Here is a 16,516-nt window from a genome sequence, read left to right on the forward strand (position 1 = left end):
CCGCCTGCAGGAATAACTCCTCATTTCAAGGAGGCACAACATTGGAAGATCTTTTCAATTTTTTCGATAAGCCCAAGGACCCGCTCCACTTTTCCGCCATCAGGATATCCATCTCCTCACCGGAAAAGATCCGCGAGCGCTCCTTTGGTGAAGTAAAGAAGCCTGAGACCATCAACTACCGTACCTTCAAGCCCGAACGCGACGGCCTCTTCTGTGCCAAGATCTTCGGCCCGACCAAGGACTACGAGTGCAACTGCGGCAAGTACAAGCGGATGAAGCACCGCGGGATCGTCTGCGAGAAGTGCGGCGTCGAGGTCATTCCCTCCAAGGTGCGCCGAGAACGTCTCGGGCACATCGATCTGGCCACGCCGGTTGCCCATATCTGGTTCCTCAAGTCGCTTCCGTCCAGGATCGGCAACCTGCTCGACATGACCCTGAAGGATCTGGAGCGGGTCCTCTATTTCGAGGCCTACGTCATCATCGATCCGGGCGCCACTTCCCTCTCCTTTGGCGAGGTGCTTACCGAGGACCAGTTCCAGAAGTCGGTTGAGGAGCTTGGCAACGGTTTCATCGCCGGCATGGGGGCTGCTGCCATCCGCGACTGCCTCAAGGCACTCGATCTGGAGGGGCTGGCAGATATGCTCAGGACCGAGATGCAGGAAGCCAACAGCGAGGCGAAGCGAAAGAAGGTTGCCAAACGGCTCAAGGTCGTGGAGGCCTTCAAGGTTTCGGGCAACCGTCCGGAATGGATGATCCTCGAATGTATCCCGGTCCTGCCGCCGGAACTCCGGCCGCTGGTTCCGCTTGATGGTGGCCGTTTTGCCACTTCGGACCTGAACGATCTCTATCGCCGGGTCATCAACCGGAACAACCGTCTCAAGCGCCTCATGGAGCTGCAGGCTCCCGAGGTGATCATCCGCAACGAGAAGCGTATGCTGCAGGAAGCTGTTGATGCCCTGTTTGACAACGGACGCCGCGGCCGTGCCATTGCCGGGCCCAACAAGCGGCCGCTCAAGTCGCTTTCCGACATGCTGAAAGGGAAATCGGGCCGTTTCCGCCAGAACCTGCTCGGCAAGCGGGTCGACTATTCGGGCCGTTCGGTCATCGTCGTCGGCCCCGAGCTGAAGCTCCACCAGTGCGGTCTCCCCAAGAAGATGGCGCTGGAGCTCTTCAAGCCGTTCATCTACAACAAGCTCGAAGAACGCGGGTTTGTCACGACGATCAAAAGTGCCAAGAAAATGGTGGAAAAGGAACGTCCCGAGGTGTGGGACGTGCTGGAAGAGGTCATCAAGGAGCACCCGGTCCTTCTCAACCGTGCTCCGACCCTGCACCGTCTCGGTATCCAGGCCTTTGAACCGGTACTGATCGAAGGGAAGGCCATCCAGCTTCATCCGCTGGTCTGTACGGCATTCAACGCCGACTTCGACGGCGACCAGATGGCCGTGCACCTGCCACTCTCCATCGAGAGCCAGGTCGAGGCGCGCGTTCTGATGATGTCCACCAATAACATCCTCTCCCCGGCCCATGGCAAGCCGATCATCGTTCCTTCGCAGGACATGGTTCTCGGTACGTACCATATGACCAGGGACCGCGAGTTCGAGCGGGTTCTTGACGAGAATGGCAAGCCGATGGCGGACAAGAAAACCGGCAACCAGCTCTGGCAGCGGGTGAAAGGGTTCGGCAAGATATTGGCGTCACCCGAAGAGGTCAGGATCGCCTTCGACGCCGGTGAGGTCGACCTCCAGGCCCCCATCGAAGTACGCATGAAAAACATCCGTGGCAGTGAAGATGCCCCTGAGCGGATCAAGACCACTGTCGGCCGTGTTCTCCTGCGCGAGATCCTTCCCGAAGCGGTTCCGTTCAGCGCTATCAACAAGACCATGTCCAAGAAGGAGCTCACCAACCTGGTCGACATCTGCTACCGACTGGCGGGCAACAAGGAAACCGTCATCCTGGCCGACCGGCTCAAGGAGATCGGTTTCCGCTATTCCACCCTGGCCGGTATCTCCATCTGCATCAACGACATGCAGATCCCCTTTGGGAAATATGCGATCATCGACCGTGCCACCGAAGAGGTAAAAGAGATCCAGAACCAGTACACCGAAGGTCTCATCACCGACGGCGAGCGCTACAACAAGGTCATCGACATCTGGGCCAAGGCTACCGAGGATATTGCCAAGGAGATGTTGGACAACATCTCCAAGGAGACGGTATTCTCCCCTGACGACGGCAAGGAACTCAAGGTTCCCTCCTTCAACGCCATTCATATGATGGCCGACTCCGGTGCCCGAGGTTCCGCCCAGCAGATCCGCCAGCTGGCCGGGATGAGGGGCTTGATGGCCAAGCCTTCCGGCGAGATCATCGAGACTCCGATTACGGCGAACTTCCGCGAAGGTCTCACGGTTCTCCAGTACTTCATCTCGACCCACGGTGCCCGTAAAGGTCTGGCCGATACGGCTCTCAAGACCGCCAACTCCGGTTATCTCACCCGTCGACTGGTCGACGTTGCGCAGGACGCCATCATCACCGAGACCGACTGCGGCACCATCGACGGCCTGATGGTTTCGGCACTCACGGAAGGTGGCGAGATCATTGAGCATATCGGTGATCGCATCCTCGGCCGCGTGGCCCTGGAAGACATCCTTGACCCGGTGACCGGCGAGGTTCTGGTTGCTGCCGACACGGAAATTGACGAAACCCTCGTCAAGAAGATCGAGGATGCCGGACTCGAACGGGTCAAGATCCGCTCGGTTCTTACCTGCCAGAGCCGGCGCGGCATCTGTGCCATGTGCTACGGCCGCGACCTGGCACGCGGCCATCTGGTCAACATGGGCGAGGCTGTCGGCGTCATTGCGGCACAGTCCATCGGCGAGCCGGGAACACAGCTCACTATGCGTACCTTCCACATCGGTGGTGCCGCATCCCGTCGTGCTGAGCAGACCTCCCTCGAAGCGCGCAACGAGGGTCGCGTCAAGTACATCAACATCAACTTTGTCACCAACTACGAGGGTGATGTCGCCAATTACATCGTCATGAACCGGAACGGCGAGCTGGCGATCGTGGATGAGACCGGTCGGGAACGCGAACGCTATGCCATCGTCTACGGTGCCAAGATCAAGGCCAAGCAGGATGAACTGGTCAAACCGGGCCAGACCCTGGCCGAGTGGGACCCCTACACCATGCCGATCCTCACCGAGGTCGGTGGCAAGGTCAAGTTTGGCGACATCGTCGAAGGGATCACCATGGAGGAGCAGGTGGACGAAGTCACCGGTCTCTCCCGCAAGGTCATCATCGAGTCGCGTGACCCGGACAAGCGTCCCCGCATCTCACTGAAGGACGAGTCGGGCAAGACAACGAAGATTGGCGAGAGCCTGATGGGCCGCTATTTCCTGCCCGTCGGGGCAAACATCTCCGTTCAGGACGAGTCGATCGTCAATGCCGGTGACGTCATCGCGAAGATCCCCCGCGAGACCACGAAGACAAAGGATATCACCGGTGGTCTGCCACGTGTTGCCGAACTGTTCGAGGCTCGCAAGCCCAAGGACTATGCCGTCATCTCCGAGATCGACGGTGTCGTCTCCTTCGGCAAGGATGCCAAAGGGAAGCGGAAGGTCATTGTCCGCCCCGAGATCGGCGAAGAGAAGGAATATCTCATCCCGAAAGGGAAGCATATCAGTGTTCACGAAGGGGACCATGTGAGGGCTGGCGAGGCTCTCATGGACGGCTCCTCCAACCCCCACGACATTCTGCGGGTGCTTGGCATCAAGGAACTCGCCCGGTACCTGGTCGACGAAGTCCAGGAGGTCTACCGGCTCCAGGGTGTCAAGATCAACGACAAGCATATCGAGACCATTGTCAGGCAGATGCTGCGCCGGGTAAGGATCAAGGATTCCGGCGATACGATCATGCTGGTGGACGATCAGCTCGAACGGTATGTCTTTGAGGACGAGAACGAGCGGGTTCTCACCAAGGGTGGCCGTCCGGCTACGGCCGAGCCGCTGCTCCTCGGTATTACCAAGGCCTCGTTGTCGACCGAATCGTTCATCTCGGCGGCATCATTCCAGGAGACCACCAAGGTCCTGACCCAGGCGGCAATCGAAGGAAAGGTCGACAGCCTGCGCGGACTCAAGGAAAACGTCATCATGGGTCGCCTGATCCCTGCCGGAACAGGGTTGACCCGGTATCGCCACCTCAAACTGCAGATGGAGGAGGCACATGGTCTGCCTGAGGTTCCCGTGGAACTGCTGCCTCCGGAGGAAGAGCCGATCATCGATGAAGATTTCGGTGACGACTTTGACGAATAGCCGCTGAAAATAGGCTGCGGCCTGCATATAAGAAAACCGGTGCATGCGAACCATGCGCCGGTTTTCTTATGGCGGAACAAAACCGCGTCCGGAGTGGCACTCTGTGCTCAGCGCGGCGGCATGACAACAACCGGGTCTGTCCGAAACACGTCGAAAATCGAGGCCTCGGCGACGAAATAAAAAAACTGCGATTTGTTGTTGACAACCGCACAAATATTGTTTATTAATATCCGTCTTTCAGAAGACCTCTGTAAGTGCGAGGCGCTAGTAAAGCGCATGTGAATGGAGATGTCGGTACCCATTCCGACCCTACACCTATTCCATTCCCCTCCGGTTGAATTCTCGCGCTGGGCTTCTGGAGTATCCCGCTGTCACTCTTGGCGGCACTGCCCGAAAAGTTCGGGTGTGGGATTTCTTTTTGTCTTTTTATGTTGGTAGTATAAAAGCGTTGACACGGAAGATGTTTATTTGTTAGGTTTGCAATTCGCCTCTTGTGGGGTGGGTTGACAATTATTGTTGGGAGATTGGGTTAATTATGCCGACGATTAATCAGCTTATTCGAATTGGAAGGCAGAGCAAAAAGGACAAATCGACTGCTCCGGCGCTGAAGTGTTGCCCGCAGAAGCGTGGGGTTTGTACCAGGGTCTATACGACAACGCCCAAAAAGCCGAACTCCGCTCTGCGTAAGGTTGCCAGGGTGAGGCTTACTAATGGCATCGAGGTGACGTCGTATATTCCGGGTGTCGGGCACAACCTGCAGGAGCACTCCGTTGTTCTTATCAGGGGTGGCAGGGTGAAGGACCTTCCGGGTGTCCGTTATCATATCGTGCGTGGAACGCTTGATTCGGTCGGCGTGAAGGACCGGAAGAAGAGCCGCTCTAAGTACGGTGCGAAGCGTCCCAAGTAATCAGTAGTACAGAAAGATCTTTTTGAGAGGTAGCTATGCCTAGGAGAAGAGAAGTTGCCAAGCGGGTCATTTTGCCCGATCCAAAGTACAATGACCGGACGGTTGCCAAGTTCGTCAATATCATCATGCAGGATGGCAAGAAGAGTACTGCTGAGCGTGCGCTGTACGGCGCTCTTGATCTGGTTGCCAAGCGCGCCAACGAGGACGCGCTGAAGGTGCTGAAAAAGGCGCTCGATAACGTCAAGCCCACTCTTGAGGTCAAGTCGCGCCGGGTCGGTGGTTCGACCTATCAGGTTCCTGTTGAGGTGCGTGTGGATCGGAGAAACTCTCTGGCTATGCGTTGGTTGGCACGGTATGCCAATGCGCGTTCCGAGAAAACGGCCACCGACAAGCTGGCCGGTGAAATCCTCGATGCTTTTAATAACCGCGGAGCAGCCGTCAAGAAGCGTGAGGATACGCACAAGATGGCAGAAGCAAACCGCGCTTTCGCACACTACCGCTGGTAGTTTTCGATATAGAGTAGGGTTACTGGAGGAATATTCGTGGCACGTCAGACCCCATTGGAAAAAACTCGCAATATCGGTATCATGGCGCACATTGATGCCGGCAAGACCACAACCACCGAGCGGATACTCTATTACACCGGTGTTTCTCATAAGATTGGTGAAGTGCATGATGGTACTGCCACCATGGACTGGATGGAGCAGGAGCAGGAGCGTGGCATCACCATCACGTCGGCGGCAACAACCTGTACGTGGGATGATCACCGTATCAACATTATCGATACCCCCGGTCACGTCGATTTTACCATTGAGGTAGAGCGTTCGCTGCGCGTACTCGATGGCTCGGTAGCGGTGTTCTGTTCCGTGGGTGGCGTGGAGCCGCAATCGGAGACGGTCTGGCGCCAGGCTGACAAATATCGCGTTCCGCGTATTGCGTTTATCAATAAGATGGACCGCGTAGGTGCGGATTTTTTCCGCGGCGTCGGCATGATCAGGGATCGTCTCAAAGCGAATCCGGTGCCGATCCAGCTGCCGATCGGGGTTGAGGATACCTTCAAGGGGATCATTGATCTGGTCGAAATGAAGGCGATTGTTTGGGATGAGGAGTCTCTCGGGGCAAAGTTTCGTGAGGAGGCGATCCCAGCCGATCTTATGGAGATCGCTGCCGAGTATCGCGAAAAGCTCGTGGAAGAGGTTGCCAGCAACGACGATGCGCTGATGGAAAAGTATCTTGCCGGCGAAGAACTGACCACGGCGGAGATAAAGGCTGCCATTCGCCAGGCAACCATCGACATCAAAATCTGCCCGGTAGCCTGCGGCTCTTCTTTCAAGAACAAGGGTGTCCAGCCGCTGCTCAATGCGGTTGTCGACTATCTCCCCTCTCCGCTGGATATTCCTGCAATCAAGGGTATAGACGCCGACTCTGAAGTCGAGGTTGAGCGGAAGGCTTCTGATGCGGAGCCGTTTGCTGCGCTGGCATTCAAGATCATGACCGACCCCTTTGTCGGGCAGTTGTGCTTCTTTAGGGTCTATTCGGGCACGCTTACCTCCGGCTCCTATATCTATAACTCCACCAAGGGGAAGAAAGAGCGTATCGGTCGTCTGCTCAAGATGCACGCCAACAAGCGCGAAGAGATCAAGGAAGTCTACGCGGGAGACATCGCCGCGGCGGTTGGTCTTAAATATACAACGACAGGTGATACGCTCTGTCCCGAAGATTCACCGGTTATCCTCGAATCCATCGAGTTTCCCGAGCCGGTAATTGCCATTGCCATCGAGCCGAAAACCAAGGCTGACCAGGACAGGCTCGGAACGAGCCTTGCCAAGCTCGCCAGCGAAGACCCTTCCTTCCGCGTGAAGACTGACGAGGAGACCGGCCAGACCATTATTTCGGGGATGGGCGAGCTGCACCTGGAGATCATTGTCGATCGTCTCATGCGCGAGTTCAAGGTAGAGGCAAACGTTGGCAAGCCGCAGGTTGCCTACCGCGAAACCATCTCCAAGAAGGTCAAGGTCGAAGGCAAGTTCGTGCGCCAGTCCGGCGGTCGCGGTCAGTATGGCCATGTCTGGCTCGAAGTGGAACCGCAGGAGCCGGGCAAGGGTTATGAATTTGTCGATGCCATCAAGGGTGGCGTCGTGCCGAGAGAATATATCCCCGCTGTTGACAAGGGGATTCAGGAAGCTACCGAATCCGGTGTTCTTGCCGGCTTCCCGGTTGTCGACGTGAAGGTCACTCTCATTGACGGTTCGTATCACGAGGTCGATTCCTCTGAAATGGCATTCAAGATCGCCGGATCCATGGGCTTCAAAGAAGGGTGTGCCAAGGCATCCCCGGTACTTCTTGAGCCGATCATGTCGGTGGAAGTGGTTGTGCCTGAGGAGTACATGGGTGAGGTCATCGGCGATCTCAACTCACGCCGTGGCCGGATTATGGGGATGGAGAATAGGGCTGGTGCGCAGGTTGTTGCCTCCATGGTCCCGCTTGCACAGATGTTCGGGTACGCTACCGACCTTCGCTCCGCAACGCAGGGCCGCGCAACCTACACCATGACCTTTGATCATTACGAGCAGGTACCCAAATCGGTTGCCGAAGAGATAGTCGCAAAAGTTAAAGGTTAACGATACACAAAACAGTTGTGAAGGAGGGCCTTCAGCATGGCAAAGGCGAAATTTGAGAGGACGAAACCGCACGTCAATATAGGGACGATCGGGCACGTCGACCACGGGAAAACGACGCTGACGGCAGCGATAACGAAGGTGCTGGCAGCCAAGGGTCAGGCCGAGTTCAGGGCATTCGACCAGATCGACAATGCTCCTGAAGAACGTGAGCGCGGTATCACCATCGCCACCGCGCACGTCGAGTACGAGACCGACAAGCGTCACTATGCGCACGTCGACTGTCCGGGCCATGCCGACTACGTCAAGAACATGATCACCGGTGCGGCGCAGATGGACGGCGCCATCCTGGTTGTGTCCGCCGCCGACGGCCCCATGCCGCAGACCCGCGAGCACATCCTGCTTGCCCGTCAGGTTGGCGTACCCTACATCGTCGTCTTCCTCAACAAGGCCGACATGGTCGACGATGCCGAACTGCTGGAACTGGTCGAGCTGGAGATCCGCGAACTGCTCTCCTCCTACGACTTCCCTGGCGACGATATCCCCATCATCAAGGGGAGCGCACTGAAGGCACTGGAAGGCGATCCGGGCGAACTGGGCGAGCAGGCCATCATGCAGCTCATGGATGCCGTCGACGCCTATATCCCCGAGCCGGAGCGCGCCATTGACAAGCCGTTCCTGATGCCGGTCGAAGACGTCTTCTCCATCTCCGGTCGCGGCACCGTCGCCACTGGTCGTGTTGAGCGCGGGATCGTCAAGGTCGGCGAAGAAGTCGAGATCGTCGGCATCAAGACCACTGCCAAGACCACCGTCACCGGTGTTGAAATGTTCCGCAAGCTGCTCGACGAAGGCCGTGCCGGCGACAACATCGGCGCCCTCTTGCGCGGCGTCAAGCGTGAAGACATCGAGCGCGGCCAGGTGCTGGCCAAGCCGGGTTCAATCACCCCGCACACCAAGTTCAAGGCCGAGGCCTACGTTCTGACCAAGGAAGAAGGCGGCCGTCACACCCCGTTCTTCAACGGCTATCGTCCGCAGTTCTACTTCCGTACCACTGACGTGACCGGGATCGTCGAACTGGCAGCGGGCACCGAGATGGTCATGCCGGGCGACAACGTAGCCGTCACCATCAACCTGATCACGCCGATCGCCATGGACGAAGGACTCCGTTTCGCCATCCGCGAAGGCGGCCGTACGGTCGGCGCCGGCGTCGTCAGCGCCATTATCGAATAATCCGTCAGTAGAAGAGGAAACAATGCCAAGTCAGAAAATCAGAATACGACTCAAAGCGTATGACCACAAGCTCCTGGATCAGTCGGTCGGTGAAATCGTCGATACGGCAAAAAGAACTGGCGCACGCGTGGCTGGACCGATCCCGCTGCCGACCGTGATCAATAAATACTGCGTGCTTCGTGGCCCGCATGTGGACAAAAAATCGCGCGAGCAGTTTGAGATCAGAACTCACAAGCGTCTGATCGACATTCTCGATCCAACCCAGCAGACGGTCGATGCGCTCATGAAGCTCGATCTTTCGGCCGGTGTTGATGTAGAGATCAAGCTATAATTCGCTGCAAGGATAGGGACGCTTAGTCATGAAAAAAGGATTGATCGGGAAAAAGCTGGGCATGACCCAGATCTTTGTTGAAGACGGACGCAGAATTCCGGTGACCGTCGTCGAGGCAGGCCCCTGTGTCGTTCTGCAGAAAAAGACTGCTGCCCGGGATGGCTATGATGCTATCCAGCTCGGTTTTGGGCAGAAAGAGGCTTCACGCTCAACCAAGGCTTTGGTCGGTCACTGCAAAGCCGCAGGTCAGGGTGTCTTCCGCTATCTGAAAGAGCTTCGTGTTGAAAATATCGATCAGTACTCGGTGGGCGATCAGATTGGTGCAGACCAGTTTGCCGCCGGCGAGTATGTCGATGTGACCGGTACGAGCATCGGTAAAGGCTTCCAGGGCGTCATCAAGCGCTGGGGCTTCAAGGGTGGACGTTCTTCCCACGGTTCCCGCTTCCACAGGGCACCCGGTTCGATCGGCTGCTCGGCTACACCTTCGCGGGTCTTCAAGAACAAGAAGATGCCTGGGCAACTCGGTAATGAGCGGGTAACCGTCCAGAAACTGCAGGTTGTCAGGGTTGATGTAGACGATAATCTTCTTTTGATCAAGGGTGCGGTCCCCGGAGCTACCAACGGACTGCTGCTGATCAAGCCAAGTTTGAAAGCCAAGTAAATAGAGCATAATCTGGAGACAGGTATGGCAACAATAGCTGTGTATGACATGCAGAGAAACAAAGTCAGTGATCTGGAAATCAGTGATGTCGTCTTTAACGCCGACGTGAAGGAGTATCTCATTCATGAAGCGGTGAAGATCCAGCTGGCAAACAGGCGCGCTGGCACCGTAGCATCTAAGAACCGTTCCGAAGTGGCCGGCAGTGGCAAGAAGCCATTTCGTCAAAAAGGGACGGGTGGTGCCCGTCAAGGGTGTAAGCGCGCTCCCCAGTATCCTGGTGGTGGCGTGGCTTTTGGCCCCCAACCCAAAACCTACAGTCTTTCGATGAACAAGAAGGCTCGCAAGGCTGCTCTTCGCTCTGCGTTCTCGATGCTCTTCAAAGACAACAAGCTGACGGTTATGGATTCACTGCAGCTCGGTTCCATATCCACCAAGAGCTTTTCCGGCGTGCTTGACCGTTTCGAATTGTCCAGAGCATTGCTGATTGTCGAAGGCGACAACAGGGAGCTGGAGCTTTCAGCGCGGAACATCAAGGATGTGAAGGTAATCAGGGCTGAAGGGCTTAACATCTTCGACATGATGAAATACCAGAATGTGATCCTTACCCGCGATGCGGTTGCCAAGGTCGAAGGAGCGCTGCAGTCATGAATATCTATCAGGTAATCAAGAAACCGTTCATCACTGAAAAATCCACCATTGCAAAAGATGCGCACAATGTGGTGGCGTTTGTGGTTGACCGGGACGCAAATAAGATTGAGATAAAGACCGCTGCCGAGAAGCTGTTTAATGTTGCCGTTACTTCCGTCAGAACCGTGACCGTGGCTGGTAAGACGAAGAGGTTCGGTAAGAATGTCGGCAAACGGTCTAATTGGAAAAAGGCGTACGTGACCCTTAAGGAAGGGAGCACCGTCGATTTCTTTGAAATCTAATCCGTACGTGTGGAGCTGATACGATGGGAATCAAGAGTTACAAGCCGACATCGGCGGGACGCAGGCACCAGACCTGCTCCACCTTCGAAGAAATAACAACGACTACACCTGAGAAGTCATTGCTGGTGTCCCTCAAGAAAACGGGTGGCAGAAACAGCTTTGGCCGCATTACCTCACGGCACATCGGTGGCGGGCACAAGCAGAAATACCGCATAATCGACTTCAGGCGTGACAAGATCGATATACCTGCAAAGGTTGCTTCTATTGAGTACGATCCTAACAGAAGTGCACGCATCGCACTGCTGAATTACTGTGACGGTGAGAAGCGATATATCCTTGCTCCGCTTGACCTGAAGGTCGGTGATACCGTACTTGCAAGTCCCAATGCCGATATCAAGCCGGGTAACACATTGCCGTTACGGGCGATACCTCTTGGTACCATCATCCACAATATCGAACTGAAGATCGGTAAAGGTGGTCAACTGGCAAGGAGTGCAGGTACCTTTGCCCAGTTGATGGCAAAAGAAGGAAAGTATGCCCAGGTAAAGCTTCCTTCTGGTGAAGTGCGGATGGTTCTCATGGACTGCAAGGCAACCATCGGCCAAGTGGGCAATATTGACCATGAAAACGTCAACATCGGCAAGGCAGGGCGTTCACGGTGGTTGGGTCGTAGGCCGAAGGTAAGAGGCGTTGCCATGAACCCGGTCGACCATCCCCATGGCGGTGGCGAGGGCAGGACCTCTGGCGGGCGTCATCCGGTTACTCCTTGGGGTATCCCGACAAAGGGGTACAAGACCAGGACGAACAAGAGTTCAACGCGCTTCATTGTGAAGCCTCGCACTAAATAATACCGGTTAGAGGATAGAATCCATGGCACGATCGATTAAAAAAGGGCCTTTCGTAGATACTCATGTAATGGAAAAGGTGCAGGCTGAGAGCCCGAGCTCAAAAAGGGTGATCAAGACCTGGTCCCGACGTTCAACCATTACACCTGATTTTATCGGGCTTACCTTTGCTGTTCATAATGGCAAGAAGTTCATACCGGTTTTTGTGACCGAGAACATGGTTGGACACAAGCTGGGTGAATTTGCACCGACACGGACCTTCCACGGTCATGCTGCCGACAAAAAAAGCAAGTTGAAGAAGAAGTAAACTGTAAAGGAGTTTCGCATGGAATCACGTGCCAAATTATATTCTGTCCGACTTTCGCCGAGAAAGACCAGACTGGTCGCAGACATGGTGAGAGGGAAGTCCATACAGAATGCATTGACCATTCTCAAGTTCTCTCCCCAGCCTTCGGCTAAGATCCTGGCCAAATTGCTCAGTTCAGCTGTGGCAAACGCCGAACAGAAAGGCGTCGCTGATGTGGACAGCCTCTATGTCAAGACGATTTTCGTTGACGGGGGAACCGTTCTCAAGCGTTTTGTCCCCAGGGCGATGGGCAGGGCAAGCAAGATCCGTAAACCGACCAGCCATATATCCGTAGTGCTGGCTGACAAGAAATAATAGAACCGTTGGAGGTGTAGTTTGGGCCAGAAAGTAAGTCCGATAAGCTTCAGGCTTGGGGTCATCAAGACCTGGGATTCGCGTTGGTATGCAAAGTCCGAGTACGCAAAACTGCTTCATGAAGACCTGAAACTCAGAAGTTTTCTCAAGAAGCGTCTCTATAATTCCGGTGTTTCCAAAATAGAGATCGAGCGTGCTGCGAACAAGGCAAAAATCAACATTTATACTGCGCGTCCCGGTCTCATCATTGGCAAGAAGGGGTCAGAGGTCGAAACTCTGAAAAAGGACCTCGCCAAGCTCACCGATACGGAGATCTACCTGAACATTCAGGAGGTCCGCAAGCCGGAACTTGATGCACAACTTGTCGCCGAGAACGTAGCTCTGCAACTTGAGCGTCGCATCGCATTCCGCCGGGCCATGAAGAAGAGCGTAACCTCAGCCCTAAAGTTTGGTGCCAAAGGTATTAGAATCACCTGCTCCGGTCGTTTGGGCGGCGCCGAAATGTCCAGGACCGAGTGGTATCGTGAAGGACGGGTACCTCTGCATACGCTCCGCGCCGACATCGATTTCGGTTTTGCCGAGGCCAAGACAACGTATGGAATTATTGGCGTCAAAGTGCTGATTTTCAAGGGCGAAGTTCTTCCCGGTTAAGAAAGAAATGATGAGGAGTTTGTACGATGTTGATGCCCAAGAGAGTTAAACATAGAAAGCAAATGAAGGGACGCATGACCGGTGCTGCCAGTCGTGGTGCAGAGCTTTCATTCGGAGAGTTCGGTCTGCAGGCTACTGAGTGCTGTTGGCTCGACTCACGGCAGATTGAAGCTGCCCGTATTGCCATGACCCGTTATATCAAGAGGGGTGGCAAGATCTGGATCCGCGTGTTTCCTGATAAGCCCCTCACGTCGAAACCTGCTGAGACACGTATGGGTAAAGGTAAAGGATCCCCGGAGTCTTGGGTTTGCGTGGTAAAGCCCGGTAGGATGCTTTACGAAATGGAAGGTGTTACAGAAGAAATAGCACGTGAAGCTTTCCGACTTGCTGCCCATAAGTTGTCCGTACCCACCAAATTTGTAGCCAGGGGAGGGAACTATGAAGGCTAGTGAATTCAGAAAGCTTGACGCTGCAGAACTCAACGTCAAGGACAAGGAGCTTGCCAAGGAACTCTTCAATATCAAGTTCCAGCTTCATACCGGCAGGCTTGAGAATACAGCGAAACTGGCGGCTCTTCGCAAGGATATTGCGCGGGTGAAGACGCTGCTCCGTGAAAAAAGCGGACAGAGAGGGTAAGCAATGAGTCAGCGCGGTAATAGAAAAACTCAGATCGGCGTGGTTGTCAGTGACAAGATGGATAAGACTGTAGTCGTTAAGGTCAACAGGATCGTCAAACATCCTGTTTATAACAAATATATTCGCCAAACAGCCAAGTACAAGGCTCATGATGAAGCCAACGGCTGTAAGGTTGGCGACCGGGTGGTAATTGTGGAGTCACGCCCGTTGAGTAAGGACAAGTGCTGGAAAGTCCGGCAGATTATTTCCTCTGTACAGTAGGATAGGAGTTCGTCAATGATACAGATGCAGACAATCCTCGACGTAGCTGACAACTCTGGAGCGAAAAAGCTCTTTTGCATAAAGGTGCTTGGTGGATCCAAGCGTAAATATGCACGAGTTGGCGATATTATCGTAGCTTCCGTTAAAGAGGCCCTCCCTAATTCAAAGGTGAAAAAAGGGGATGTCGTCAAGGTGGTCATAGTGAGGACCGCTAAAGAGATAGGTCGTCCGGACGGTTCCTATATCCGTTTCGATGGCAACTCCGGGGTAGTGATCAACAACCAGAGGGAGCCGGTTGGTACGCGAATCTTTGGTCCGGTTGCACGTGAACTCAGGGCGAAAAAGTTCATGAAAATCATATCGCTGGCGCCTGAGGTGCTGTAAGGAGATAGACGATGCTGGGCAAGAAACTGCATGTAAAGAAGGGCGATACCGTTGTGGTGACAACCGGGAAAGATAAGAGCAAATCCGGTAAGGTACTACGCATGGTGCCCAAGAAGGACGGTGTGATCGTTGAAGGACTCAATGTCGTCAAACGCCATACCAGAGCGCGGGGCAATGAAGCTGGTGGTATTGTCGAGAAGGAAGCGCCCATTCACATTTCCAATGTGATGCTTCATTGCGATACCTGTAAGAAGGCGGTACGGACGAGGATCAATATCCTTGATGATGGCAAGAAGGTGCGCGTTTGCGTTAAATGCGGCGAGTCCTTTGATAAATAAGACGGAGGCGTAAGATGGCCAGGCTGAAAGAGCTTTATCATAAAGAAATCATATCCCGCCTGATGACGGAGATGCAGTACAAGAACGTCATGGAAGTTCCGAAGCTGGAAAAGATCGTTCTGAACATGGGGTTGGGAGAAGCCATCCAGAACGTGAAGATTCTGGATTCGGCAGCAGTTGAGATGGCTCAGATTGCAGGTCAAAAGCCTGTCATCACCAAGGCGAAGAAATCCATAGCTACCTTCAAACTCCGTCAGGGCATGCCTATCGGTTGCATGGTAACGCTCCGTAAGGACAAGATGTACGAGTTTCTGGACCGCCTCATGAATATATCGCTTCCTCGTGTACGGGATTTCAAGGGCGTATCGCCCAAGGGTTTCGACGGGAAAGGGAATTATTCGCTTGGCGTTAAGGAGCAGTTGATTTTCCCCGAGATCGATTATGATAAGATCGATAAGATCAAGGGGTTGAATATCACGATCGTAACGACTGCGAAGACTGACGAAGAAGGCCGGGCATTACTGAAACACATGGGAATGCCGTTCAGGAACTAACAAAGTTTGGAGGAAGCAAGTGGCTAAGACATCAATGATCATCAAGGCTCAGCGCGGGAGTAAATTCAAGGTCCGCGAGTACAACCGCTGCCCCCTCTGTGGTCGGCCGCGCGCATACTACCGGAAGTTTGATATGTGCAGAATCTGTCTGCGCAAACTTGCTTCCAGCGGCCAGATCCCTGGCGTTATTAAATCGAGCTGGTAACACGAACCAGAGCAATACGTAACAGAGGAGTGCATATCGATGTCCATGACTGACCCCATTGCAGATCTGCTTACAAGAATCAGGAACGGCAACCTTGCCAAACTTCAAAAGGTGGATATTCCGTCCTCCAACATGAAAGTAAGCTTGGCCAATGTCCTGCGTTCAGAGGGCTTTATCAAGAACTATAAGGTCATAGCCGACCAGAAACAGGGTGTGCTACGGATCTATCTCAAGTATATCGACGAGAAAGACCCGGTCATCTCGGAAATCAAGCGGGTCAGCAGGCCAGGTAGCCGGCGTTACGTAAAGCATGACGAGATCCCGAGCGTAAAAAGCGGAATGGGGATAGCAATCCTGTCCACATCCAAAGGGATCCTTACCGATAAAGCTGCACGTGAGGCATGTGTGGGTGGGGAACTCATCTGCACAGTCTGGTAATATTTCTAAGGAGTGCTGTGTATGTCGAGGATTGGTAAGTTACCAGTTGAAATCCCCAAAGGGGTTAAGGTCCAGTATACTGATTCCGTAATCACCGTTGATGGCCCCAAAGGGACCTTGTCGCGATCGGTTATGGCGGGCGTGATCGTAGAGATATCTGATGCTTCCATTGTAGTGACCAGGAAAGATGAGAGTAATGGTTCCAGGTCTGCACATGGACTGACGCGTACCTTGATCAACAATATGGTTGTTGGCGTGACGAAAGGGTTCGAACGGGCTCTTGAAATCAACGGGGTCGGGTACAGGGCTGAGGCAAAGGGAGACATCCTCAACCTCAGCTTGGGATACTCTCATCCGATCAACTTTCAGCTTCCCACCGGTATTGTTGTTGAAGTTGAAAAGATGACAAAATTGCTCGTAAAGGGTATCGACAAGGAGCTTGTTGGCGAGACTGCTGCCAAGATCAGGAGTTTCCGCGGCCCTGAGCCCTACAAAGGGAAGGGTATCAAGTACGCTGATGAGACCATCCTGCGCAAAGCCGGCAAGACCGGTAAAAAATAGAC

General features: G+C 54.3%; 22 protein-coding genes. All 22 read left to right on the forward strand.

All coding sequences use genetic code 11. The annotated features are described in order from the left end of the window. Positions 1–41: 41 nt before the first annotated feature. Positions 42–4,304 carry a DNA-directed RNA polymerase subunit beta' gene (gene rpoC, locus GJT30_17890; GenBank protein ID MSM41489.1) on the forward strand — a complete coding sequence of 1,421 codons (4,263 nt, stop codon included), beginning with the start codon at positions 42–44 and terminating at the stop codon, positions 4,302–4,304. A 535-nt stretch (positions 4,305–4,839) separates the two neighbouring features. Next, positions 4,840–5,211 carry a 30S ribosomal protein S12 gene (locus GJT30_17895; protein MSM41490.1) on the forward strand — a complete coding sequence of 124 codons (372 nt, stop codon included), beginning with the start codon at positions 4,840–4,842 and terminating at the stop codon, positions 5,209–5,211. A 35-nt stretch (positions 5,212–5,246) separates the two neighbouring features. Beyond that, complete coding sequence (gene rpsG / locus GJT30_17900; protein MSM41491.1) at positions 5,247–5,717, forward strand: 30S ribosomal protein S7; 471 nt, start codon at positions 5,247–5,249, stop codon at positions 5,715–5,717. A gap of 36 nt (positions 5,718–5,753) precedes the next feature. After that, positions 5,754–7,832, forward strand: a complete 2,079-nt coding sequence (gene fusA / locus GJT30_17905) for an elongation factor G (protein MSM41492.1) — start codon at positions 5,754–5,756, stop codon at positions 7,830–7,832. Positions 7,833–7,868: 36 nt separating this feature from the next. Next, a complete protein-coding gene (tuf, locus tag GJT30_17910; GenBank protein MSM41493.1) occupies positions 7,869–9,059 on the forward strand; it encodes an elongation factor Tu in 1,191 nt (396 codons plus the stop codon). 22 nt (positions 9,060–9,081) lie between these two features. Then, entirely contained in the window at positions 9,082–9,390 is a 309-nt protein-coding gene (rpsJ, locus tag GJT30_17915) for a 30S ribosomal protein S10 (protein ID MSM41494.1), read from the forward strand. Between the two features lie 28 nt (positions 9,391–9,418). After that, positions 9,419–10,051, forward strand: a complete 633-nt coding sequence (gene rplC / locus GJT30_17920; GenBank protein ID MSM41495.1) for a 50S ribosomal protein L3 — start codon at positions 9,419–9,421, stop codon at positions 10,049–10,051. A gap of 24 nt (positions 10,052–10,075) precedes the next feature. Continuing rightward, positions 10,076–10,699, forward strand: coding sequence for a 50S ribosomal protein L4 (gene rplD / locus GJT30_17925; protein MSM41496.1), 624 nt, complete (start codon positions 10,076–10,078; stop codon positions 10,697–10,699). Further along, positions 10,696–10,980, forward strand: coding sequence for a 50S ribosomal protein L23 (locus GJT30_17930; protein ID MSM41497.1), 285 nt, complete (start codon positions 10,696–10,698; stop codon positions 10,978–10,980). The genes rplD and GJT30_17930 overlap by 4 nt, the downstream gene beginning before the upstream one ends. A gap of 23 nt (positions 10,981–11,003) precedes the next feature. Next, positions 11,004–11,828 (forward strand): 50S ribosomal protein L2, encoded by an 825-nt coding sequence (gene rplB / locus GJT30_17935; GenBank protein MSM41498.1) that lies wholly within the window; start codon positions 11,004–11,006, stop codon positions 11,826–11,828. A gap of 22 nt (positions 11,829–11,850) precedes the next feature. Next, positions 11,851–12,132, forward strand: coding sequence for a 30S ribosomal protein S19 (gene rpsS, locus GJT30_17940; GenBank protein MSM41499.1), 282 nt, complete (start codon positions 11,851–11,853; stop codon positions 12,130–12,132). Between the two features lie 18 nt (positions 12,133–12,150). Further along, entirely contained in the window at positions 12,151–12,486 is a 336-nt protein-coding gene (rplV, locus tag GJT30_17945) for a 50S ribosomal protein L22 (GenBank protein MSM41500.1), read from the forward strand. A 21-nt stretch (positions 12,487–12,507) separates the two neighbouring features. Then, positions 12,508–13,137, forward strand: coding sequence for a 30S ribosomal protein S3 (gene rpsC / locus GJT30_17950; GenBank protein ID MSM41501.1), 630 nt, complete (start codon positions 12,508–12,510; stop codon positions 13,135–13,137). Positions 13,138–13,163: 26 nt separating this feature from the next. After that, the gene (gene rplP / locus GJT30_17955) at positions 13,164–13,586 is read left to right on the forward strand and encodes a 50S ribosomal protein L16 (GenBank protein MSM41502.1); all 423 of its coding nucleotides are present in this window, start codon (positions 13,164–13,166) and stop codon (positions 13,584–13,586) included. Then, complete coding sequence (gene rpmC, locus GJT30_17960) at positions 13,576–13,773, forward strand: 50S ribosomal protein L29 (protein MSM41503.1); 198 nt, start codon at positions 13,576–13,578, stop codon at positions 13,771–13,773. The genes rplP and rpmC overlap by 11 nt, the downstream gene beginning before the upstream one ends. Before the next feature lie 3 nt (positions 13,774–13,776). Beyond that, positions 13,777–14,034 carry a 30S ribosomal protein S17 gene (gene rpsQ / locus GJT30_17965; protein ID MSM41504.1) on the forward strand — a complete coding sequence of 86 codons (258 nt, stop codon included), beginning with the start codon at positions 13,777–13,779 and terminating at the stop codon, positions 14,032–14,034. Between the two features lie 15 nt (positions 14,035–14,049). Continuing rightward, entirely contained in the window at positions 14,050–14,418 is a 369-nt protein-coding gene (gene rplN, locus GJT30_17970; GenBank protein MSM41505.1) for a 50S ribosomal protein L14, read from the forward strand. An 11-nt stretch (positions 14,419–14,429) separates the two neighbouring features. Continuing rightward, positions 14,430–14,756, forward strand: coding sequence for a 50S ribosomal protein L24 (locus GJT30_17975; GenBank protein MSM41506.1), 327 nt, complete (start codon positions 14,430–14,432; stop codon positions 14,754–14,756). A gap of 14 nt (positions 14,757–14,770) precedes the next feature. Beyond that, entirely contained in the window at positions 14,771–15,310 is a 540-nt protein-coding gene (gene rplE / locus GJT30_17980; protein ID MSM41507.1) for a 50S ribosomal protein L5, read from the forward strand. Positions 15,311–15,329: 19 nt separating this feature from the next. After that, the gene (locus GJT30_17985; GenBank protein ID MSM41508.1) at positions 15,330–15,515 is read left to right on the forward strand and encodes a type Z 30S ribosomal protein S14; all 186 of its coding nucleotides are present in this window, start codon (positions 15,330–15,332) and stop codon (positions 15,513–15,515) included. A gap of 39 nt (positions 15,516–15,554) precedes the next feature. Further along, complete coding sequence (gene rpsH / locus GJT30_17990; protein ID MSM41509.1) at positions 15,555–15,953, forward strand: 30S ribosomal protein S8; 399 nt, start codon at positions 15,555–15,557, stop codon at positions 15,951–15,953. Positions 15,954–15,974: 21 nt separating this feature from the next. Continuing rightward, a complete protein-coding gene (rplF, locus tag GJT30_17995) occupies positions 15,975–16,514 on the forward strand; it encodes a 50S ribosomal protein L6 (protein ID MSM41510.1) in 540 nt (179 codons plus the stop codon). Positions 16,515–16,516 lie beyond the last annotated feature (2 nt).

This window comes from Geobacter sp. (assembly GCA_009684525.1).
In the GTDB taxonomy this organism is placed as follows: domain Bacteria; phylum Desulfobacterota; class Desulfuromonadia; order Geobacterales; family DSM-12255; genus Geoanaerobacter.